A 20,054-nucleotide genomic window follows, 5' to 3' on the forward strand; every position below is an offset into this window, starting at 1 on the left:
CGCAATCCATCTCCCCGGAAAGGAAATTTTCATGAACACGACCAAAACTCCCTCGCAACTCGCCGACGACGCCCGCCAGACCGCCAACGAAGCTGTCGAATCCACCCGCGCCTACGCACAGAACGCGGTGAATGCGGCCGGCGAGAAGGTCCGTGAACTGCGCCGCGACGCCGAGCCGGCAGTCGAACAACTGGCAGCGCGCGTGCAGCAGGCCGTGCAGCGCGGCCTTGATGCGGCTTCGACCACCAGCGCACGCGCACAGCGCCGCCTGGAGCAGGCTGCCGACGTGACCGGCCGCTATATCTCCGACCAGCCCGTTCGCTCGGTGCTGATTGCCGCCGCAGCCGGTGCCGCCATTACCGCACTCATCGTGCTGGCCAGCCGCAGCCGCCGGGACGAATACTGATCCGCTGACGCCCCGTTCCACCGATTCCGCGCACCATGCTTCATCCGATTTTTTCCACGGTGCTCGGGCACCCGGAACTCATCGCCGAACACGCAGCGAACTATGCCGCCCTCGTGCGGCAGGAAGCCTCCGAGGCGGGACGCGGGCTCGTTGCCCGCATCGTCGCGGGGGTGGTCGCGGCGGCGAGCGCGATGCTCGCGCTCGGGCTCATCGGGGTTGCGGTGTTGATGGGTGTGCTGCATGGCAGCTTCCATTGGGTGCTGGTGGCGGTGCCGGGCGTTGCGCTGGTCATAGCCGGCATTTGCGCCTGGGTCGCGAGCCGCCCCTTCCCCGGTTACGCGTTCGACGATCTTCGCGCCCAGGTCGATGCAGACCTGCAGGCGTTGCACGAAGCAGGAGCCCGCCATGAACGTCACTGACCGCAGCTCGCTCACGCCGCAGGAGCGCCTTGCGCTTTCGCGCCGCGCACTTGTGCGGCACTTGAATGGTGAAGACGACGAGCCGCGCGGCAGCAGCCGCAGCAGGCACTACGCGGCGCAAGAAGATCACCCCGGCCTGTACGGCACAGACGACGCGTATCAAGAGGCATCGCCGCGCGGCAGCAGCCACCGGTGGATGTCTATGGCGCGCAGCATGACCGAGCGCTGGTGGCGCCGGCATCCCGCCCATGCAATGGGCCAGCTTGCACGCCCTTTGCTCGAGCACTATGCGCGCAGGGAACCGGCCAAGCTCATGGCCATTGCCGCCGCAACGGGCGCGGCCGTTGTGCTGATCAAGCCATGGCGCCTGCTCTCGTTCACTGCGGTGCTGGCGGCGGTGCTCAAGACCTCCGACATAGCAGACGTCGTCAACACGTTGATGCAGCAGAAAAATAGCACCCCACGAAAGGACACTCCATGAATGCGAATTCCCCGGGCACCAACCCGGCAAGGCACGAGCACCTGGTGCTCGACGAAAAGGCCATCGAAGCCGCAGCCAACAGCCTCGACGAAGGGGCGGTCACTCCGAGCTACGGCCCCTGGCGCGACGACGTAGTGAAGCTGTTGAACGATGCACTGGCCACCGAACTGGTGTGCGTGTTGCGCTACAAGCGCCATTACTTCACCGCGAGCGGCGTGTCGTCGCCCGCAATTGCAGAAGAATTCCTGGTGCACGCCAATGAAGAGTCGGCCCACGCCGACCGCATTGCCGAACGCATCGTGCAACTGGGCGGCGAGCCCGACTTTGCCCCGACGCACCTGCTCGAACGCAGCCACGCCGGCTATGACGAATCGACCGACCTGCAAGCCATGGTGCGCGCCAACCTCGTTGCCGAGCGCATCGCAGTCGAAACGTACCGGCAAATGATCACGCTGATCGGCGACAAGGACCCGACCACCCGCCGCATGCTCGAAGACATTCTTTCCGACGAGGAAGAGCATGCGGACGAACTCAAGGATTGGCTGGGCCACTGACTGCTGCCTCGATCGCCCTGCTCAATAAAAAAGCCCGGACGAACCGGGCTTTTTTATTTTGGGAAGAAGCGCGCTCAGCCCTTCACTTCGAGCTGGTTGTTCACCGAAGTTACCCCCTGCACGCCCTTGGCGATTTCTTCGGCGCGCGCCTTGGCAGCGGCCGTGGGCGCGGGGCCCTTCAGGCTGACCGCACCGGCCTTGGTGTCCACGTCGATCTTGATCGCACTCAGGTCCGGATCCTTCGCAAGGCCCGCTGAAACCGATGCAGTGATCGCGGCATCGTCCGCCGTTGCGCTTGCGGCAGTGCCCGCTTTCTTTGCGGCTTCCGCCATGTTGGCGACGCCGTCCTTCACCTCGGCAGTGGCGCCGGAGGCATCCGCCCTTGCCTTGGCGTCTCTCATGGCCTCCCCTGTCTTGGCGGCGGCGGTCTCGGCCGCCTTCTCGGTCTTTGCAATCGCGCTGTCGAGCTTTTGTCCTGCGGTGCGGTTGTCCGAGCTGTCGCAAGCGGCAAGCGTCAATGCCGCGCCAGCCATCAGCAGCGCGGTGAGCCATGTGTGCGAAAACGGCATGGCGGTAATTTGACGGGGTCTTTTCATTGAAATCCTCCATTCGCTCCAAGGAGCGGGTAACGCGCGCAGGTTGCGCGCAAGCTGCCCCGGACAAGATCCGGGCCGCTCGGTCAATCTAGCTTTTGGAGCGAAGGCGCGGGAGGCCCTGCTGCCGCGAAAGCCTGTAGGACAAGGAGGCTCAGGCCGTGACGATCCATCCTTCGATGGGATCGAAACGCTCGGGCAAGCCGAAGCCCGGCCCCGGCGTGGAGGCGCGCTGCGCGCTCCACGCCGCCTGCAGCAGGCAAAGCACAGCGTCGACGTCATCGCCGCGCGCATCGCCGAGCAGTTCAGCACGTTGCGCATCGGTGAGCACGAGCCGAATGCCCAGGCGCGTGGTGCCCGCTTCTAGTGCGGCGACGAGGCTGGTGCGCGCCGCAAGCCGCTCGGGCGTCTGCTTGGCCGTCTCGTCGCTCTTGTAGCTGCGGCGGCCTATCAATTCGCGGGCCAGCAGTCCGGGGTAGGCCTCGAGTGCCACGCGGTTCCTGTTGCTGCCGACATGCAGCCCCGGGAGGCTCGCCCCGGCGGCCAGGAGCGGCGGCACGCCAGCATGGAGCATGAAGGCCACGGGCGGGTTGACCCATTTCATCGACGTGCTCGAACCCGCAGGCTCGTCGGTCGCGCGGTGGGCAAACTTGCCGCCCACCGGGCGCGCCGCACAGAAGTTTGCAAAGATGGTGCGAATCTCCGCACGGCTCAGGCTTGCATAGTGGGCGATAAGCGCGTTCCATTGCCGCGGCCAGTCCAGGTGCTCGACCAGTTCGCGCGGAAGGCCGAACGGAAAATCGAAGCCTCCGATCCATGCCGGTTCGCTCTGCAGCCATCCCGCCCAGGCGTCGAGCGTGGTGAACCGCTGCAGCTTCTTCAGCACAAGGCTGCTTGCCTCACCTGTGCGGCCGACGCAGCCGCTGGCAATGACAATCGGCTTGCGCGACGTGGGTGCGCAAGAAAAATCGCATCCGAACAGCAGCGCCGTGTCCAAGCGCTACCCCAGCGCGAGCGCCACCACCCCGGCGGCAATGAAGGCTGCGCCCAGCAGCCGCAGCAGGCGGTCGCCCTCGCGCAGCAGATGGCCGCCGATCAGCGCGGCGAAGAGCATCGACACCTCGCGCGCCGGAGCAACGTGCGAGATGGGCGCCTGCTGCACGGCATAGAGCACCAGCACGTAGGAAACCGGGCTGATCGCCGCCACCAGCAGTGCGTACTTCCATTGCGCGCGCCACATTCGGGCCGTTTCGGCACGGTCTTGCAGCGCGGCGGGCAACAGCAGCGCCACGCGCACGAAGTTGCCGAAATAGTCGAGCAGGATCGGCGACATGGCCAGGAACTTCACTGCGTAGCTGTCGGCCACGGTGTAGGCCGCGATGAAGGCGCCCGTCAGCACGCCGTAGCGAATGCCCTTGTGCACCCGCGCGCGCTGCGCAGGGTCATGTTTCTTGCGCCACAGGCCCGGTCCGCCAGCCACCAGGAACACGCCCAGCACGACGCCCGCGATGCCCGCAACACCAATGAGGCTGATGCGCTCGCCAAGAAACAGTATTGCGACCAGCGACGACAGCAGCGGACCCGAGCCCCGCGCCAACGGATAGACCACCGTGAGATCGGACTTGCGGTAACCGCGCAGCAGGATGACGTAGTAGAAAACGTGCAGCACGCCGCTCAGCGCAATGAAGCCCCACTCGGTGAGGCCCCAGGTCGGCACCACGCTCCAGCCCAGCGTCAGGCCGACGGGGGCCCAGACGATGGCCAGGAAGACGCCGCTTTGCAACGCGAAGCGCGCATCGCCGTTCGCCTTCTTGGCGGCGATGTTCCAGCTGGCGTGAATGACCCCGGCGAGCAGGATCAGCGCAAAGGCGGAAAGCGGCACCCCTGGAAGACGCGCTACACGCGATCGGGCGTGGCGGCCACTGCCTCAGTGGCGTCCGACGATGGCCGCGGTGGCCATCAGTTCTTCGAGCAGCGCCAGCGAAACCTTGCCAGAAACGGCGTACGGGTTCAGTTCCGGCTTTTCCGAGTACTTGAGCAGCGTGGAGGCGTTGAGCTTGGAGAGGTTGACCTGCCCCATGGTCCAGCCGCCGAAGCGGCGCTCGGAAATCTCTTCGTAGTGCAACAGCACCACGTCCTTGTGGCGCGCATCGCGCTGGATGTGGCCGTAGAGCTCGCTCACGGCCATGCGGCCGCCTTCGATGGCCTGCAGGAACGTGCCGGCGCCGTAGCAAAGAATGCCGGTGATGCCGCAGGAGGGGTTGTGCGTGCGCGATTGCGCAAGGATGGCGTCGATGGCTTCGGGGCTGGTATCGACGGCGCGGCTGGCGTAGAGAAGTCGCACGAGCATGTTCAGCTCCTTCTGGGCAGCAGCGAAAGGAATTCGCGGCGCAGGCTCGGGTCTTTGAGGAACACGCCGCGCATGACGGAGTTGATCATCTTGCTGTCCATTTCTTTCACGCCGCGCCAGGCCATGCAGAAATGCTCGGCTTCCATGACGAGCGCCAGGCCGTCGGGCTGGGTCTTTTCCTGGATCAGGTCGGCCAGCTGCACCACGGCCTCTTCCTGGATCTGGGGCCGGCCCATGACCCATTCGGCAAGGCGCGCGTACTTGGACAGGCCGATCACGTTGGTGTGCTCGTTGGGCATGATGCCGATCCACAGCTTGCCGATGATCGGGCAGAAGTGGTGCGAGCAGGCGCTGCGCACGGTGATCGGGCCGACGATCATCAGCTCGTTCAGGTGCTCGGCATTGGGAAACTCGGTGAGCGAAGGCGGCGCCACGTAGCGGCCCCGGAACACTTCGTTGAGGTACATCTTGGCCACGCGGCGCGCGGTGTTGCCGGTGTTGTGATCGTTCTCGAGGTCGATCACCAGGCTTTCGAGCACGCCCTTCATCTTCACTTCGACTTCGTCGAGCAGCGACTCGAGTTCGCCCGGTTCGATGAACTCGGCAATGTTGTCGTTGGCGTTGAAGCGCTTGCGCGCGGCAGTCAGGCGTTCGCGGATCTTCACCGAGACGGGGGTGCCCTCGTCGTCGTTGTTTCCGTCAGGGCGCGGTTCCACGTCGGTTTTCCTCAGCATCCGCGCATGGTATCAGCGAACGCATTTTGGAGGCTCCGCAGGGAGAAGCCGGCACAGCCGGGACTCATGCCAGCACAAAATCGGCCACCAGCGGCAAGTGGTCGGACATGCGCGCCCAGATGGGCCCGCGCGGCACCGAGCAGGCCACCGGCTCCAAATGGCGCCCGTAGACGAAGTCGAGTTGCGCCACAGGCAGGCGCGAGGGATAGGTGAGCGTGCGTGCCCCGCGCAGGTCGCTGGTGTCGCGCAGGCCCATGGCGTTCATGGCGTAGCGCATGCGCGCGCCCCAGTCGTTGAAATCGCCCGCAACGACCACCGCCTCGCCAACCGGCACCTCGCGCTCGATGAACTCCCGCAGCCGGGCAACCTGCCGCACGCGGCTGCCCTTGATGAGCCCCAGGTGCACGACGATGGCATGCACGGGCCGGCCCTCCACCTCGATAACGACATGCAGCAGCCCGCGCTGTTCGAAGCGATGGTCGGAAATGTCCTGGTGGCCGGTGCGGATCACCGGCCAGCGCGTCAGCAGGGCATTGCCGTGCTCGCCGTGGCGAGTGATCGCATTGGTTTCATAGACGGCGGTGTAGCCCTCGGGCGCCAGGAAGTCGGCCTGGGGAAGCTCGGGCCAGCGCTCGAAGCGCATTTCGGCCTGCCGGTTCATCTTGCGCACTTCTTGCAGGCAGACGATGTCGGCGTCGAGCTGCTCGATGGCGTGGCCGAGGTTGTGGATCTCCAGGCGCCGGGCCGGGCCGATGCCCTGCACACCCTTGTGGATGTTGTAGGTTGCGACCCGAAGGGTGTGTGCCGGCAGGTTCATCTGGCAAATTCTGGCAGCAACAGAATGGCTTCGGCGTTCGACGGAGAAAAGCACGCGTCGGCCGCCTCGCGGTGGGGAAGCCACTTCCAGTCGGTGTGTTCGCGGGGTGCCAGCACGGGCACCAGCCGCTCTGGCACGCACAGGCCGAACAGATGCTCGGTGTTGTGCGTCACGCCCGGTTCATAGCGGGCGCGCCAGCCTGGGTAGATTTCGTAGACGTTGCTCAGTTGCCAGTCGACCAGCTGGTTGGCCAGGGGCGTGCCCTCGCCGCATTGGATGCCGGTTTCCTCGGCCACCTCACGCGCCGCGGTGAGCATGAGCGGCTCGTCGGCCAGGTCCTTGCTGCCGGTGACCGACTGCCAGAAGTCGTTGGCATCGGCGCGCCGGATCAACAGAACGTCGAGCGCCGGGGTATGAATGACGACCAGCACCGACTCCGGAATTTTCCAGGGCCGGACGCTCGTCGTCATGGGCGCATCAGGCGGGCTGCTGGACGTTGCGCAGCCGGATGTGCAGTTCTCGCAGCTGCTTCTCGTCGACCGGGCTCGGCGCCTGCGTAAGCAGGTCTTGCGCACGCTGGGTCTTGGGGAACGCAATCACGTCGCGGATCGACTCTGCGCCGGTCATGAGCATCACCAGGCGGTCGAGGCCGATGGCAATGCCGCCATGCGGAGGGGCGCCATATTGGAGCGCGTCGAGCAGGAAGCCGAACTTGAGCTGGGCGTCTTCGGCGCTGATCTTGAGCGCGCGGAACACCTTGCTCTGCACTTCCTCGCGGTGGATACGCACCGAGCCGCCGCCCATCTCGATGCCGTTGAGCACCATGTCGTAGGCCTTGGCAATGCACTTTTCGGGCGCGGTGTCCATGAGGTCTTCATGGCCGTCCTTGGGCGCGGTGAACGGGTGGTGCACGGCGCTCCAGCGCTGGCCTTCCTCGTCGAACTCGAACATCGGAAAGTCGACCACCCACAGCGGCGCCCACCGGTCGTCGAAGAGGCCGGCCTTCTTGCCGAAGGCACTGTGGCCGATCTTCACGCGCAGCGCGCCGATGGCGTCGTTGACGATCTTTTCCTTGTCGGCGCCGAAGAACAGGATGTCGCCGTTGCGCGCACCCGTGCGGGCAATGATCTCGGCCAGCGAAGCGTCGTCGAGGTTCTTGACGATCGGGCTTTGCAGGCCTTCGCGGCCGGCGGCTGCGTCGTTCACCTTGATGTAGGCCAGGCCCTTGGCACCGTAGATCTTGACGAACTCCTGGTACGCGTCGATTTCGCCGCGCGAGAGGCCGCCCTCGGCACCGCCGCCCGGCACGCGCAGCGCGACCACGCGGCCGCCCTGCATGGTGGCGGCGTTCGAGAACACCTTGAATTCGACGCGCTTCATGAGCTCGGTGAGTTCGGTGAACTCGAGCTTCACGCGCAGGTCGGGCTTGTCGGAGCCGTACTTGAACATGGCGTCCGCATACGTCATGGTCGGGAACACCGGCAGGTCGATGCCCGCGGCATTGCGGAACACGTTGCGGATCATGCCTTCGAACATCTCGCGGATTTCTTCTTCGGCGAGGAACGAGGTCTCGATGTCGATCTGCGTGAATTCGGGCTGGCGGTCGGCGCGCAGGTCTTCGTCGCGGAAGCACTTCACGATCTGGTAGTAGCGGTCGTAGCCGGCCACCATGAGCAGCTGCTTGAAGAGCTGGGGCGACTGCGGCAATGCAAAGAAGCTGCCGTCGTGCACGCGGCTTGGCACGAGGTAGTCGCGCGCGCCTTCGGGCGTGGACTTGCCGAGCATCGGCGTCTCGATGTCGATGAAGCCGTTGGCGTCGAGAAACTTGCGCGTTTCCATCGTCACCTTGTAGCGCAGCATCATGTTGCGCTGCATGGCCGGACGGCGCAGGTCGAGCACGCGGTGCGTGAGGCGGGTGGTTTCCGAGAGGTTGTCGTCGTCCAGCAGGAAGGGGGGCGTGACGGAGGGGTTCAGCACCTTGAGCTCGTGGCACAGCACTTCGATCTTGCCGCTCTTGAGCTGGTCGTTGGTGGTGCCTTCGGGGCGCGCGCGCACCAGGCCGGTAATCTGGATGCAGAACTCGTTGCGCAGGTTTTCGGCCACGGCAAAGGTCGAGGCACGATCGGGGTCGCACACCACCTGCACGTAGCCTTCGCGGTCGCGCACGTCGATGAAGATGACGCCACCATGGTCGCGGCGGCGGTTGACCCAGCCGCACAGGGTGACGGTTTGGCCCATCAGGGCTTCGGTCACAAGACCGCAATAGTGAGTACGCATGGCCATATCTTGATTTCCAGCGCCGCGTGGGCGCGTTTTTTTACTTGTTCGCGATGGTCGAGGGGCCGCCGGGAACGACCACGCCCATCGAGACGATGTACTTGAGCGCTTCGTCCACGCTCATCTTGAGTTCGATGCAATCGCTGCGCTTGAGCATCACGAAATAACCGCCCGTGGGGTTGGGCGTTGTCGGCACATAGACGCCGAGGTAGTCGCCGCCGCCCAGGTGCTCGACCACGTCGTTACCGGGCGTGCCGGTAACAAAGGCAATCGTCCAGACGCCCTCGCGGGGCCATTGCACCAGCACCGCCGTCCGGAAGGCATTGCCATTCTCGGAAAAAAGCGTGTCGGACACCTGCTTGACGCTGGAGTAGATCGAGCGCACCACCGGAATGCGCCGCACCACTGCGTCGCCCCATCCGAGCAGGCGCTTGCCCACGAAATTGCTTGCAATGGCACCCACGCCCAGCAATATGGCCAGCGTGAGCAGCACGCCCAATCCGCGCACGTTGTTTTCGTGCAGCCATCGCTGCCAGACCACCGGCAACACCCAGAGCGTCTGGTCCAGCGTGTCGATGATCCACTTCAGCACCGCCAGGGTGATGAACAGCGGAACGATGACCAGCAAGCCGGAAAACAGCCATTTGCGCAGGGCGAGCATGGTGTGTTGTTCTCAGTCGCTCTTCAGTCGCTCTTGGCCGCGGCAGCCGGTGCCGGAGCAGGGCTCGCGGCAGGCGCGGGAGCCGGGCTGGAGGCATCGGCGGTCTTGGCAGCCGGCGAAGCAGTGGACTCGCCACCCGTCGCGGGCGCCGGTTCGGCTTTCTTGCCGCCACCGTCGCGGAAATCGGTCACGTACCAGCCGGAACCCTTGAGCTGGAAACCGGCGGCGGTGACCTGCTTTTCGAAGGCACTCGCGCCGCACGCCGGACACACCGTGAGGGGCGCATCGGACATTTTTTGCAGGGCATCCTTGGCAAAGCCGCAGGCGCTGCACTTGTAGGCGTAAATGGGCATGGAAATGAGTAAAAAAGCGGCGCAAAAACCGAGCAGAGGCCGCTCGCAAAGCCCTCGATTATAAGGGCCGCCCTACCTCAGGCGCCGCTTTCAGGCCGGCTCGGTCGCGAGCAGCCGGTGCGGCGTGCGGGTGTTGGCAACCCACTGCGGCACCAGCGATCCGGCCACCATGCCCGCAAACGAGGCAAGCACCCCGGCCAGCTGGGCCGGAAACTCGGCACTCCAGGGCATTGCCAGAAACAGCAGCCAGGTGCCGATGCCGAACAGGATCGAAGCGAGGGCTCCCTGTGTGGTGGCGCGGCGCCAGTAGAGCCCGCACACCAGCGGCACGAAAGCGCCCACCAGCGGCACCTGGTAGGCGCCCGAGACCAGTTCGTAGATGGGCGTGCCCTGCATGCGGATGGCATAGGCCAGCACGGCCGCGCTGAACACCAGCACCGTGATTCGCATGGTCATGAGGTTCTGGCGGTCGGTGCCCTGAGGCCGGAACTGCCGCCAGATGTTCTCGGTGAAGGTGACGCTAGGCGCCAGCAAGGTGGCCGACGCCGTCGACTTGATGGCCGACAGCAGCGCGCCGAAGAACAGCACCTGCATCACGAAGGGCATTTTCTCGAGCACCAGGGTCGGCAGCACCTTTTGCGGGTCCTCCTTCAGGAGCGTGGCGGTCTGCTCGGGCATGATCAACAGCGCGCTGGCCACCAGGAACATGGGCACGAAGGCGAACAGGATGTACGCCACGCCGCCGATGACCGGCCCGCGCGTGGCAGCCTTGGCGCTGTTGGCCGACATGACGCGCTGGAACACGTCCTGCTGCGGAATGGAACCTAGCATCATCGTGATGGCAGCGGCAAAGAAGAACACCATGTCGTGCCAGTTGGGCTCGGGCCAGAACTTGAAGAGGTCCTTGCTCACCGCAAAGGCGACCACCTTGTCGGCGCCGCCGGCCATGTTGCCGGCGAACACGGCAATGACGGCAAGCCCCGCGACGAGGATGATCATCTGGATGAAGTCTGTGACGGCCACCGACCACATGCCCCCGAAGAGGGTGTAGGCCAGTATCGAGACCACACCGATCACCATGCCCGCCGGAATGCTGATGGCACCGATAGAGAGCACGTTGAACACCAGGCCCAGCGCCGTGACCTGCGCCGACACCCAGCCCAGGTAGCTCAGCATGATGATGAGCGAGCAGGCCACCTCGACGCCGCGGCCGTAGCGCTCGCGGTAGTAGTCGCTGATGGTGAGGAGCGTCATGCGGTACAGCTTGCCCGCAAAGAACAGCCCGACCAGGATGAGGCAGGTGCCCGCGCCGAACGGGTCTTCGACCACACCGCTCAACCCGTTTTCAATGAACTTGGCCGGAATGCCCAGCACCGTTTCGGAGCCGAACCAGGTGGCAAAGGTGGTCGTCACGATCATGAAGAGCGGCAGGTGCCGCCCCGCAATCGCGAAGTCCGTGGTGTTCTTGACCCGCTTGGCGGCGTAGAGGCCGATCGCAATGGTGACCAGCAGATAAACGACAACCAGCGTCAGCAACACGGGGCAATCTCCTCTAGAACAACTTCACGCGCACCAGCACCTGCATGGCGAGCAAACCCAATACAAATCCTATGCCACCATAGATGATGGTCTGCAGCAACCGGTTGGTGCGCTTTTGTGCGGCCAGCAGTTCGAGCAGCTCGCGGCGATTGTCGGCCGGCCGATTTTCGAGGAAATCGTGCAGCAGGCGCGGCAGTTGCGGCAGCAGTTTCGCGTAGCGCGGCGCCTCGGCCTTGAGCTGCTGGAACAGCTTTTTAGGCCCGATCTGGTCGACCATCCACTTCTCGAGGAAGGGCTTGGCGGTGTGCCAAAGGTCGAGTTCGGGGTCGAGCTGGCGGCCCAGGCCCTCGATGTTGAGCAGCGTCTTTTGCAGCAGCACCAGCTGCGGCTGGATCTCGACGTGGAAGCGGCGCGAGGTCTGGAACAGCCGCATCAGCACCATGCCAAGTGAGATTTCTTTCAGCGGCCGGTCGAAATACGGTTCGCACACCGTGCGGATTGCCGCCTCGAGCTCGTCGATGCGGGTGCCTTCGGGTACCCAGCCGCTTTCAAGGTGAAGCTCGGCCACTCGCTTGTAGTCGCGACGGAAGAAGGCCACGAAGTTCTGCGCGAGGTACTCCTTGTCCGACTCGGTGAGCGTGCCGATGATCCCGAAATCGAGCGAAATGTAGCGCCCGAAGGTCTCCGGCGCGAGGCTCACCTGGATGTTGCCCGGGTGCATGTCGGCATGAAAGAAGCCGTCGCGAAACACCTGCGTGAAGAAGATCGTGACGCCGTCGCGGGCCAGCTTGGGAATGTCGACTCCGGCCGCGCGCAGGCGGTCGAGCTGCGCAATGGGCACGCCGTTCATGCGCTCCATCACGATCACCTCGGGGTGGCAGAAGTCCCAGAACATCTCGGGGATCAGCACCAGGTCGAGTTCGGCCATGTTGCGGCGCAGCTGGGCCGCGTTGGCGGCCTCCCGCACCAGGTCGAGTTCGTCGTGCAGGTATTTGTCGAACTCGCCGACCACCTCGCGGGGCTTCAGGCGCTTGCCGTCGGGCGAGAGCCGCTCGACCCAGCCGGCCATCATGGCCATGAGGGCCAGGTCTTTCTCGATCACGCCGCGCATGCTGGGACGCAGAACCTTGACGGCAACCTCCCGCACCTCGCCCTGGTTGGTGCGGATGGTCGCAAAGTGAACCTGGGCGATCGATGCGCTGGCAATCGGCGTCTCGTCGAACTGCACGAACACATCGCCCACCGGACGGCGGAACGCCCGCTCGATGGTGGCAATGGCCACCGACGACGGGAACGGCGGCACGCGGTCCTGCAAGAAGGCGAGTTCGTCGGCAATGTCCTGCGGCAGCAGGTCGCGCCGGGTAGAGAGCACCTGGCCGAACTTCACGAAGATGGGGCCCAGCCGCTCGAGCGCCTCGCGCAGGCGCTGGCCGCGCGGTGCATCGAGATTGCGGCCGATGGAGACGACCCGCGCCACCACGCGCAGCCAGGGTTTCTGGAAGCTCGTGAGCACGAGCTCGTCCAGGCCGTAGCGCAGTGCGACCCAGACGATGAAGAAGCCGCGGTAGAAGCGCCTCATTCGGCCGTGCTCGCCGGGCCGGCCGTCGAACCGCCGGCCTTGCCGCCGACAAACTGGCGCAGCGCGCCCGCAACCTTGCGTGCGCCGTTGGCAATGGTGTGCGCCGGCACGTCGCCGATCAGGCGCGCGAGGTCGTCTTCGACATCCCAGCGCACATGGTCGACCAGCCAGTTGACCTCGGCCGCAAGCTGCACGTCGCCGATGATCTGTACCGACGGCTTGTCGCCGCGCAGCGTGGCGCGGGCGAGGTCGAAGGGGGACTCATCCGTGACGGTGAGCGTGAGCTCGGGCACCGAGCCCGGGGGAGCCAGGTCGAGCAGGCCCGCGGGCGTGGCCACCAGCTCCATGGTGACGAAGCGCCACTGGAAGCGCACCACCCGCCCCTGCTGGCGCAGCAGCCGCTGCTGGGCTTCGGGTTCCTGCTGCAGCACATGATTGAGAAACAGCACCGCACGGTGCTGGATCTCGTGCACCGCCCAGGCGGGCGGCTGCAGCCGTTCGCCGATGCGATTGAACAGGTCGTCTAGAAAAGAAAATGGGGACGATGGTGTGGCCATGTCCCCATTATCGGTTCTGTCCGCGGCCTCATGGCCGCCGAAATCGCTTACTGCAGCGCTTGCACGCCTGCCACCAGCCAGCCGCTGTTGCCGCTGACAGGCTTCGTCATGTTCCAGACTTCGCGGAACGGGCCCGGGCCGGCCGAGTCGTCTTCGCGGATCATGCCGGAGAACTCCACGCTGGCCATGTAGGCGTCGGACAGTTCCTCGATGCCGAGCAGCTTGGCATCGAGCATTACCACGTCGGTCTTGTTCGGCGCACCGCCGGTGTGGCTGGCACGGTCGGCCAGCTGCGTGCGGATCTCGTCGACCATGCTGTCGGTCATCATCGAACGCAGGGTGCCGACGTCGGCACGGTCCCAGGCGTCTTGCAGCGTCACGAAGTTGCGCTTGGCCGCACCGAGGAAGCCGTCCACGTCGAAGCCGGCGGGAATGCCCCACGACTGCGAACCCGAAAGCGCCGAGCCGATCATGCTGCCGCCAGCGGCCGCACCTGCTGCGGAAAGGCTGCTGCCGTGCCGCTCGTCGGCTTGCGCGGGCGTGCCGTCGAATGCGGTGGTGTTGCGCTCCCATGGCCGGGCCGAAGCGTCGTTGCCCACGTTGGCGGGGCTGTACTGCGCAGGTGCGCTGGCGTTGGCCGGATTGCCTGCGCCCTGGAAGGCGAAGCCGCCCTGGCGGTTGGCGCCCGAGGACGCGGCCGAGCGTGCCTTGAACATGCGCCACACAAACAGGCCAGCCATGACCAGCAGGCCGATCAGCAGGATGTTGGCAAAGCCGGCGCCAAGACCCAGCGAATGTGCGAGCCACGCCAGGCCGAGGCCGGCGGCCAGGCCGCCGAGCATTGCACCCCATGGGCGCTTGGGCGCAGCGGCGGCGGGCGACGGCGTTGCAGGCCGCGGCGCCGCGTTGGTCGCGTTTTGCTGTGCGGGCGAACTGGGCGAGGCACTTTCGCGCTGCGTCACGTTCGACGACTGGCGGCCGAAAGACTTGCCGCCGCCGATTCGCGCTGCGTCAGCCTGCACGCTGACCAGGGCCAGCACGCAAGCCAAGAACAAAGAACTCAAACTTTTCATCTCGTCTCCTCTTTTGAGCGAAGAATTCGCGTCATCAACACTTGATTCCAACATGAAGGGCAACCACGCCACCCGTCATGTTGTGATAGTCCACATGCCCGAAACCGCCCTCTTTCATGAGGGTCTTGAGTTCGTCCTGCGCGGGATGCATCCGGATCGATTCGGCCAGGTAGCGATAGCTCGCGTCGTCGCCCGCCACCAGCTTGCCCAGGCGCGGCAGCACGTTGAACGAATACCAGTCGTAGGCCTTTGCGAGCGGCTTGGCGACCTTAGAGAACTCGAGCACCAGGAGCTTGCCGCGCGGCTTGAGCACGCGGTTCATCTCTTTCAGCGCGATGTCCTTGTGCGTCATGTTGCGCAGGCCGAAGGCCACGGTCACCACGTCGAAATGGTCGCTTGGGAAGGGCAGTTTTTCTGCGTCGCACACCAGCGTGGGCAGTGCCACGCCGGCATCGAGCAGGCGGTCGCGGCCGGTGCGAAGCATGGCTTCGTTGATGTCGGTGTGCACCACTTGTCCGCTGGCGCCGACCTTCTTGGAGAAAGCCAGTGCGAGGTCGCCGGTGCCGCCCGCGATGTCGAGCACGCGCGAGCCTTCGCCCACGTTGGCCACCATCACGGTGTATGCCTTCCAGGCGCGATGCAGACCCATCGACATCAGGTCGTTCATGAGGTCGTAACGCGTGGCGACGGAGTCGAAGACGCCGCGAACACGTTGCGCTTTCTCGCTTTCGTCGACTTTCTCGAAGCCGAAGTGGGTGGTGCTCATGCGCCTGATATTAGGCCGGAAGAACACACCTCAAGAAGGCGACCCTGCGAAGACGCCGGGCTTTTGTTGCTTTTTCTTCAAATAGCGGGGCGCCGCAGGGCGCGCCGCGCCTGCTTGCGCGGCTATCTTTTCGGTAGCGGAGGCCGTTTGACGTCAGTGGCTGCCGCAGGCGGAGCCACCCTTGTCGAGCATCGGCGCGTCGCGGTCGACGCCTGCAGCGGCAAGGCGGCGTTCGTATTCGGCCCAGAGCTCAGTCTCTTTGGCGCCGAGCTCATACAGCAGGTTCCACGAGAAGATGCCCGTGTCGTGTCCGTCGCTGAAGACCGGCTGCACGGCGTAGTTGCCCACCGGCTTCAGGTCGACCAGCTCGACCTCGCGCTTGCCGGTCTGCAGCACTTCCTGGCCCGGGCCGTGGCCCTGCACTTCGGCGGACGGCGAATAGATGCGCATCAGCTCGAACGGAATGCGAAACGTCGCGCCATCGGAAAAACCGACTTCAAGCATGCGCGACTGGCCGTGCACGGTGATCGATTTCGGCGTGGGTGCGCCGGCTTGCAAACCTGCCATCAGAAGCTCCTTGTGCCCAGTCGGGCGATCATCGCACTCTCGAGCGCCGGCAGGCGCGCGGCCACCGCCGCCTCTTGCGCCGCATTCGACTCGCGCTGCACTGGCGCCCACACGGAACCGGGAAAATGCGTGTCGTCGGCAAAGCGTGCAATCACATGCCAATGCAGGTGCGGCACCATGTTGCCGAGCGCCGCAAGATTGATCTTGGCTGGCGAAAGATGCTCGCGCAGGCACTGCTCGACCACCACCACGGCCTCCATGCACAACACGCGGTCAGCGGCACTCAGGTCGGAAAACTCCGCCGCATGTTCGCGCCAGATCACGCGGTAGAAAGCCGGAAAGCCGGCCTCTTCGGCACGGATGACGCGAAGCTTCGCGCCTTCGAACACGATGCGGCCACCGGGGCCTTCACAGAAGGGGCAGCCTTGTTGACCGGTCATACCAACACCCGCTCGATGCCGCCGTTGTTGGCGGCGGCCACGTATTCGGGCATCCAGTCGTTGCCAAGAATCTTGTTGGCCATTTCGACCACGATGTAGTCGGCCTCGAGCAGCCCGTTGTTCAAGTCGTTGCCGTAGCGCGAGAGGCCTTGCAGGCAGCTCGGGCAGCTGGTGAGGATCTTGACGTTGTCCTTTTCGCCGACCTGTCCGTTCGCGCGCAATGCGGCCTCGCCCTTCTTGAGCTCTTCTTCCTTGCGGAAGCGGATCTGCGTGGAAATGTCGGGCCGCGACACGCCCAGCGTGCCCGACTCGCCGCAGCAGCGGTCGTTCTTGAGCACGTTGTCACCGACCAGCGCCTTCACCGTCTTCATCGGGTCCTGCAGCTTCATGGGGCTGTGGCAGGGGTCGTGGTACAGGTAGCCACCACCGCCCGCATCGGCGAGCGTGATGCCCTTCTCGAGCAGGTACTCGTGGATGTCGATGATGCGGCAGCCCGGGAAGATCTTGTCGAACTGGTAGCCCTGAAGCTGGTCGTAGCAGGTGCCGCAGCTCACCACCACCGTCTTGATGTCCAGGTAGTTGAGCGTGTTGGCCACCCGGTGAAAGAGCACGCGGTTGTCCGTGATCATCTTCTCGGCCTTGTCGAACTGGCCGCTACCGCGCTGCGGATAGCCGCAGCACAGGTAACCCGGCGGCAGCACGGTCTGCACGCCCGCATGCCAGAGCATGGCCTGCGTGGCCAGGCCCACCTGCGAGAAGAGCCGCTCCGAACCGCAGCCCGGAAAGTAGAAGACCGCCTCCGTTTCGGACGTGGTGGCCCTCGGGTTGCGGATGATCGGCACGTAGTCGGCGTCTTCGATGTCGAGCAGCGCGCGCGCGGTCTTCTTCGGCAGGTTGCCCGGCATCTTCTTGTTGATGAAGTGGATCACCTGCTCTTTCACCGGCGCCGGGCCCAGCGTGGCCGGCGGTGCGGCCGTCTGCTTGCGGGCAAGCCCGCGCAGCAGGTCGTTGGCCAGGCGCTGCGCCTTGAAGCCGATGCCCACCATGCCCGCGCGCACCGCCTTGATGGTCTGCGGGTTGGTCGCGTTAAGGAAGAACATCGCGGCCGCGTTGCCGGGACGGAAGCTCTTTTGCCCCATCTTGCGCAGCAGGTTGCGCATGTTCATCGACACGTCGCCGAAGTCGATCTTCACCGGGCACGGCGTGAGGCACTTGTGGCACACGGTGCAGTGGTCGGCCACGTCCTCGAACTCTTCCCAGTGCTTGATGCTGATGCCGCGGCGGGTCTGCTCTTCATAAAGAAAAGCCTCGACCAAGAGCGAGGTCGCAAGGATCTTGTTGCGCGGGCTGTACAGCAGGTTGGCACGCGGCACATGCGTGGCGCACACCGGCTTGCACTTGCCGCAGCGCAGGCAGTCTTTCACGCTGTCGGCAATGGCGCCGATGTCGCTCTGCTGCATGATCAGCGACTCGTGCCCCATGAGGCCGAAGCTCGGCGTGTAGGCGTTGGTCAGGTCGGCATGCAGCTCGATGTTCTGGCCTGCGGGCGCACGCAGCAGCTTGCCCTTGTTGAAGCGGCCTTCGGGGTCGACGCGCTGCTTGTAGTCCATGAAGGGCGCGAGTTCTTCGTCGCTCAGGAATTCGAGCTTGGTAATGCCGATGCCGTGCTCGCCCGAAATCACGCCGTCGAGGCTGCGTGCCAGCGCCATGATGCGCACCACCGCGGCATGCGCGGTTTGCAGCATGTCGTAGTTGTCGCTGTTGACCGGAATGTTGGTGTGCACGTTGCCATCGCCCGCGTGCATGTGCAGCGCCACCCACACGCGCCCCTTGAGCACCTGCTTGTGAATGGCCGTGCACTCGGCCAGGATGGGCGCGAACTCGGCGCCGCTGAAAATCTCCTGCAGCGGCTGGCGCAGCTGGGTCTTCCAGCTGGCACGCAGGGTGTGGTCTTGCAGCTGCGGGAACAACGTGTCAACGTCGCGCAGCCATTCGGCCCAGAGGGCACGAACGCCCTGCACCAGCGCCACGGCCTGCGCCACGCGGTCTTCCAGCAGCTCGGCCGCCGGAATTTCATGCGCATCGTCGGTCTTGCCGAGCGGCAGGTTGCCGCGCAGCAAGAAGGCTTCGAGCGCATCGGTGAGCGCGAGCTTGTTCTGCAGCGAAAGCTCGATGTTGATGCGCTCGATGCCGTCGCTGTACTCGGCCATGCGCGGCAGCGGAATGACCACGTCTTCGTTGATCTTGAAGGCGTTGGTGTGTTTGCTAATGGCCGCCGTGCGCTTGCGGTCGAGCCAGAACTTCTTGCGCGCCTCGGGGCTGATGGCGATAAAGCCTTCGCCGCTGCGCGAGTTGGCGATGCGCACCACCTCGGAGGTGACGCGCGCCACGGCGTCGGCATCGTCGCCTGCGATGTCGCCGAACAGCACCATCTTGGGCAGGCCGCCATGCTTCTTCGACTTGGTGGCGTAGCCCACGGCCTTCAGGTAGCGGTCGTCCAGGTGCTCGAGGCCGGCCAGCAGCACGCCCGAGCGCTTTTGCTCGGCGAACATGAAGTCCTTGATCTCGACGATGCTGGGCACCGCGTCCTTCGCGTTGCCAAAGAATTCGAGGCACACGGTGCGCGTGTGCGCCGGCATGCGGTGCACCACCCAGCGGCAGCTGGTAATGAGGCCGTCGCAGCCCTCTTTCTGGATGCCGGGCAGGCCAGAGAGAAACTTGTCGGTCACGTCCTTGCCGAGGCCTTCCTTGCGGAAGGTGCGCCCGGGAATGTCGAGGCGCTCGGTGCGCAGCCTGGTCTTGCCGTCGGCAGCGTAGTACTGCAGCTCGAACACGGCGCTCTCGGCGTCGTGGATCTTGCCGAGGTTGTGGCCGATGCGAGTCACTTCAAGCCATTCGGCCTGCGGCGTCACCATGCGCCACGAGGCCAGGTTATCGAGCGCCGTACCCCAGAGCACGGCTTTCTTGCCGCCCGCGTTCATTGCCACGTTGCCGCCGACGCACGAGGCCTCGGCGGAGGTGGGATCGACCGCGAACACGTAGCCAGCGCGCTCGGCCGCGTCGGCCACCCGCTGGGTGACCACGCCCGCCTCGGTCCAGATGGTGGGCACGGGCGCGTCGAGCCCGGCCAGCGAGACCATCTCGACCTCGGTCATGGCCTCGAGCTTTTCGGTGTTGATGACCACGCTCTTCCACGTGAGCGGAATGGCGCCGCCGGTGTAGCCGGTGCCGCCGCCGCGCGGAATGATGGTCAGGCCCAGCTCGATGCAGCCCTTGACCAGCAGGGCCATCTCGGCCTCGGTGTCGGGGCACAGCACCACGAACGGATATTCGACGCGCCAGTCGGTCGCGTCGGTCACGTGCGACACGCGCGAGAGGCCGTCGAACTTGATGTTGTCCTTGGCCGTCAGGCGGCCCAGCACGCGCGTGGCCTTGCGGCGCAGGGCCGCCACGTCGCGAAAAGCGGTGTCGAAAGCGGCAACGGCCTGGCCGACAAGCGCGGTGAGCTCACCCACGAGCTGGTCGCGAGGCAGGTCGCTGTCGGGGGTGCGCCGCTTCTGGACCTCGGCCAGGCGGTGCCTGAGCGCATCGACCAGCTGGCCGCGGCGCCGCGGGTTGTCGAGCAGGTCGTCGACGAGGTAGGGGTTGCGCTGCACCACCCAGATGTCGCCGAGCACTTCGTACAGCATGCGCGCCGATCGGCCGGTGCGGCGCTCGGCGCGCAGGGTCTGGAGCAGTTCCCAGCCGCGCTCGCCCAGCAGGCGGATCACGATCTCTCGATCGGAAAAGCTGGTGTAGTTATAGGGGATCTCGCGCAGTCGTACAGGCTCTGCGGCCTGCGACAACAGCGTGGTCAACGCGGTCGGAGCATTCATCGGGGGTGGCACC

The 20,054-nt window shown here is 65.2% G+C and carries 22 protein-coding genes; 4 read left to right on the forward strand and 18 right to left on the reverse strand.

What is annotated here, in order from left to right; all coding sequences use genetic code 11:
- Positions 1 to 31: 31 nt before the first annotated feature.
- The 4 genes from J2X67_RS23105 to J2X67_RS23120 are packed head-to-tail and all read left to right on the forward strand — an operon-like array spanning position 32 to position 1,860.
- Positions 32 to 406 (forward strand): hypothetical protein, encoded by a 375-nt coding sequence (locus J2X67_RS23105; protein WP_126748392.1) that lies wholly within the window; start codon positions 32 to 34, stop codon positions 404 to 406.
- Between the two features lie 35 nt (positions 407 to 441).
- Entirely contained in the window at positions 442 to 825 is a 384-nt protein-coding gene (locus J2X67_RS23110; RefSeq protein ID WP_309956873.1) for a phage holin family protein, read from the forward strand.
- Positions 812 to 1,306, forward strand: coding sequence for a hypothetical protein (locus J2X67_RS23115; protein ID WP_309956875.1), 495 nt, complete (start codon positions 812 to 814; stop codon positions 1,304 to 1,306). The genes J2X67_RS23110 and J2X67_RS23115 overlap by 14 nt, the downstream gene beginning before the upstream one ends.
- Positions 1,303 to 1,860, forward strand: a complete 558-nt coding sequence (locus tag J2X67_RS23120) for a ferritin-like domain-containing protein (RefSeq protein ID WP_309956877.1) — start codon at positions 1,303 to 1,305, stop codon at positions 1,858 to 1,860. The genes J2X67_RS23115 and J2X67_RS23120 overlap by 4 nt, the downstream gene beginning before the upstream one ends.
- Before the next feature lie 74 nt (positions 1,861 to 1,934).
- On the opposite strand, the gene J2X67_RS23125 is transcribed toward J2X67_RS23120, so the two are convergent.
- The 18 genes from J2X67_RS23125 to J2X67_RS23210 form a co-directional block, all read right to left on the reverse strand.
- The gene (locus tag J2X67_RS23125) at positions 1,935 to 2,456 is read right to left on the reverse strand and encodes a BON domain-containing protein (RefSeq protein WP_309956879.1); all 522 of its coding nucleotides are present in this window, start codon (positions 2,454 to 2,456) and stop codon (positions 1,935 to 1,937) included.
- A gap of 151 nt (positions 2,457 to 2,607) precedes the next feature.
- Entirely contained in the window at positions 2,608 to 3,450 is an 843-nt protein-coding gene (locus J2X67_RS23130; protein WP_309956881.1) for a DUF429 domain-containing protein, read from the reverse strand.
- A 3-nt stretch (positions 3,451 to 3,453) separates the two neighbouring features.
- Positions 3,454 to 4,335: a DMT family transporter gene (locus tag J2X67_RS23135; protein ID WP_309956883.1), complete on the reverse strand. Its 882-nt coding sequence runs from the start codon at positions 4,333 to 4,335 to the stop codon at positions 3,454 to 3,456.
- A 45-nt stretch (positions 4,336 to 4,380) separates the two neighbouring features.
- A complete protein-coding gene (locus J2X67_RS23140) occupies positions 4,381 to 4,803 on the reverse strand; it encodes a BLUF domain-containing protein (RefSeq protein ID WP_126748385.1) in 423 nt (140 codons plus the stop codon).
- Between the two features lie 2 nt (positions 4,804 to 4,805).
- Positions 4,806 to 5,537 (reverse strand): GTP cyclohydrolase I, encoded by a 732-nt coding sequence (gene folE / locus J2X67_RS23145; RefSeq protein WP_258502055.1) that lies wholly within the window; start codon positions 5,535 to 5,537, stop codon positions 4,806 to 4,808.
- Positions 5,538 to 5,601: 64 nt separating this feature from the next.
- Complete coding sequence (locus J2X67_RS23150) at positions 5,602 to 6,354, reverse strand: endonuclease/exonuclease/phosphatase family protein (protein WP_309956886.1); 753 nt, start codon at positions 6,352 to 6,354, stop codon at positions 5,602 to 5,604.
- Positions 6,351 to 6,824, reverse strand: a complete 474-nt coding sequence (nudB, locus tag J2X67_RS23155) for a dihydroneopterin triphosphate diphosphatase (RefSeq protein ID WP_309956887.1) — start codon at positions 6,822 to 6,824, stop codon at positions 6,351 to 6,353. The genes J2X67_RS23150 and nudB overlap by 4 nt, the downstream gene beginning before the upstream one ends.
- Before the next feature lie 7 nt (positions 6,825 to 6,831).
- Positions 6,832 to 8,637, reverse strand: a complete 1,806-nt coding sequence (aspS, locus tag J2X67_RS23160) for an aspartate--tRNA ligase (protein ID WP_309956890.1) — start codon at positions 8,635 to 8,637, stop codon at positions 6,832 to 6,834.
- 34 nt (positions 8,638 to 8,671) lie between these two features.
- Positions 8,672 to 9,292 (reverse strand): DUF502 domain-containing protein, encoded by a 621-nt coding sequence (locus J2X67_RS23165; RefSeq protein WP_309956892.1) that lies wholly within the window; start codon positions 9,290 to 9,292, stop codon positions 8,672 to 8,674.
- A gap of 23 nt (positions 9,293 to 9,315) precedes the next feature.
- A complete protein-coding gene (locus J2X67_RS23170; RefSeq protein ID WP_309956894.1) occupies positions 9,316 to 9,645 on the reverse strand; it encodes an FmdB family zinc ribbon protein in 330 nt (109 codons plus the stop codon).
- Positions 9,646 to 9,735: 90 nt separating this feature from the next.
- Positions 9,736 to 11,184 carry a sodium:solute symporter family protein gene (locus J2X67_RS23175; protein ID WP_309956896.1) on the reverse strand — a complete coding sequence of 483 codons (1,449 nt, stop codon included), beginning with the start codon at positions 11,182 to 11,184 and terminating at the stop codon, positions 9,736 to 9,738.
- A gap of 13 nt (positions 11,185 to 11,197) precedes the next feature.
- On the reverse strand, positions 11,198 to 12,763 hold the full coding sequence (gene ubiB / locus J2X67_RS23180) for a ubiquinone biosynthesis regulatory protein kinase UbiB (RefSeq protein WP_309956897.1): 1,566 nt from the start codon (positions 12,761 to 12,763) through the stop codon (positions 11,198 to 11,200).
- Positions 12,760 to 13,320 carry a hypothetical protein gene (locus J2X67_RS23185; protein WP_309956899.1) on the reverse strand — a complete coding sequence of 187 codons (561 nt, stop codon included), beginning with the start codon at positions 13,318 to 13,320 and terminating at the stop codon, positions 12,760 to 12,762. The genes ubiB and J2X67_RS23185 overlap by 4 nt, the downstream gene beginning before the upstream one ends.
- Positions 13,321 to 13,367: 47 nt before the next feature.
- A complete protein-coding gene (locus tag J2X67_RS23190) occupies positions 13,368 to 14,393 on the reverse strand; it encodes a TIM44-like domain-containing protein (RefSeq protein ID WP_309956901.1) in 1,026 nt (341 codons plus the stop codon).
- Positions 14,394 to 14,427: 34 nt separating this feature from the next.
- Positions 14,428 to 15,159 (reverse strand): bifunctional demethylmenaquinone methyltransferase/2-methoxy-6-polyprenyl-1,4-benzoquinol methylase UbiE, encoded by a 732-nt coding sequence (gene ubiE / locus J2X67_RS23195; protein WP_126748374.1) that lies wholly within the window; start codon positions 15,157 to 15,159, stop codon positions 14,428 to 14,430.
- A gap of 153 nt (positions 15,160 to 15,312) precedes the next feature.
- The gene (locus J2X67_RS23200) at positions 15,313 to 15,726 is read right to left on the reverse strand and encodes a DUF971 domain-containing protein (protein WP_309956903.1); all 414 of its coding nucleotides are present in this window, start codon (positions 15,724 to 15,726) and stop codon (positions 15,313 to 15,315) included.
- Positions 15,726 to 16,166: an HIT family protein gene (locus J2X67_RS23205; RefSeq protein WP_309956905.1), complete on the reverse strand. Its 441-nt coding sequence runs from the start codon at positions 16,164 to 16,166 to the stop codon at positions 15,726 to 15,728. The genes J2X67_RS23200 and J2X67_RS23205 overlap by 1 nt, the downstream gene beginning before the upstream one ends.
- Complete coding sequence (locus J2X67_RS23210) at positions 16,163 to 20,041, reverse strand: FAD/FMN-binding oxidoreductase (RefSeq protein WP_309956907.1); 3,879 nt, start codon at positions 20,039 to 20,041, stop codon at positions 16,163 to 16,165. Before J2X67_RS23210 ends, J2X67_RS23205 begins: the two co-directional genes overlap by 4 nt.
- Positions 20,042 to 20,054 lie beyond the last annotated feature (13 nt).

Source organism: Variovorax sp. 3319 (assembly GCF_031456585.1).
Taxonomy (GTDB): domain Bacteria; phylum Pseudomonadota; class Gammaproteobacteria; order Burkholderiales; family Burkholderiaceae_C; genus Variovorax; species Variovorax paradoxus_P.

Excerpts from the sequence above, each read along its gene's own strand:
- J2X67_RS23105 (WP_126748392.1), top strand. The coding sequence starts at position 32 with ATGAACACGACCAAAACTCCCTCGCAACTCGCCGACGACGCCCGCCAG.
- J2X67_RS23110 (WP_309956873.1), top strand. The coding sequence starts at position 442 with ATGCTTCATCCGATTTTTTCCACGGTGCTCGGGCACCCGGAACTCATC.
- J2X67_RS23115 (WP_309956875.1), top strand. The coding sequence starts at position 812 with ATGAACGTCACTGACCGCAGCTCGCTCACGCCGCAGGAGCGCCTTGCG.
- J2X67_RS23120 (WP_309956877.1), top strand. The coding sequence starts at position 1,303 with ATGAATGCGAATTCCCCGGGCACCAACCCGGCAAGGCACGAGCACCTG.
- J2X67_RS23125 (WP_309956879.1), bottom strand. The coding sequence starts at position 2,456 with ATGAAAAGACCCCGTCAAATTACCGCCATGCCGTTTTCGCACACATGG.
- J2X67_RS23140 (WP_126748385.1), bottom strand. The coding sequence starts at position 4,803 with ATGCTCGTGCGACTTCTCTACGCCAGCCGCGCCGTCGATACCAGCCCC.
- folE (WP_258502055.1), bottom strand. The coding sequence starts at position 5,537 with ATGCTGAGGAAAACCGACGTGGAACCGCGCCCTGACGGAAACAACGAC.
- J2X67_RS23150 (WP_309956886.1), bottom strand. The coding sequence starts at position 6,354 with ATGAACCTGCCGGCACACACCCTTCGGGTCGCAACCTACAACATCCAC.
- nudB (WP_309956887.1), bottom strand. The coding sequence starts at position 6,824 with ATGACGACGAGCGTCCGGCCCTGGAAAATTCCGGAGTCGGTGCTGGTC.
- aspS (WP_309956890.1), bottom strand. The coding sequence starts at position 8,637 with ATGGCCATGCGTACTCACTATTGCGGTCTTGTGACCGAAGCCCTGATG.
- J2X67_RS23165 (WP_309956892.1), bottom strand. The coding sequence starts at position 9,292 with ATGCTCGCCCTGCGCAAATGGCTGTTTTCCGGCTTGCTGGTCATCGTT.
- J2X67_RS23170 (WP_309956894.1), bottom strand. The coding sequence starts at position 9,645 with ATGCCCATTTACGCCTACAAGTGCAGCGCCTGCGGCTTTGCCAAGGAT.
- ubiB (WP_309956897.1), bottom strand. The coding sequence starts at position 12,763 with ATGAGGCGCTTCTACCGCGGCTTCTTCATCGTCTGGGTCGCACTGCGC.
- J2X67_RS23185 (WP_309956899.1), bottom strand. The coding sequence starts at position 13,320 with ATGGCCACACCATCGTCCCCATTTTCTTTTCTAGACGACCTGTTCAAT.
- J2X67_RS23190 (WP_309956901.1), bottom strand. The coding sequence starts at position 14,393 with ATGAAAAGTTTGAGTTCTTTGTTCTTGGCTTGCGTGCTGGCCCTGGTC.
- ubiE (WP_126748374.1), bottom strand. The coding sequence starts at position 15,159 with ATGAGCACCACCCACTTCGGCTTCGAGAAAGTCGACGAAAGCGAGAAA.
- J2X67_RS23200 (WP_309956903.1), bottom strand. The coding sequence starts at position 15,726 with ATGGCAGGTTTGCAAGCCGGCGCACCCACGCCGAAATCGATCACCGTG.
- J2X67_RS23205 (WP_309956905.1), bottom strand. The coding sequence starts at position 16,166 with ATGACCGGTCAACAAGGCTGCCCCTTCTGTGAAGGCCCCGGTGGCCGC.
- J2X67_RS23210 (WP_309956907.1), bottom strand. The coding sequence starts at position 20,041 with ATGAATGCTCCGACCGCGTTGACCACGCTGTTGTCGCAGGCCGCAGAG.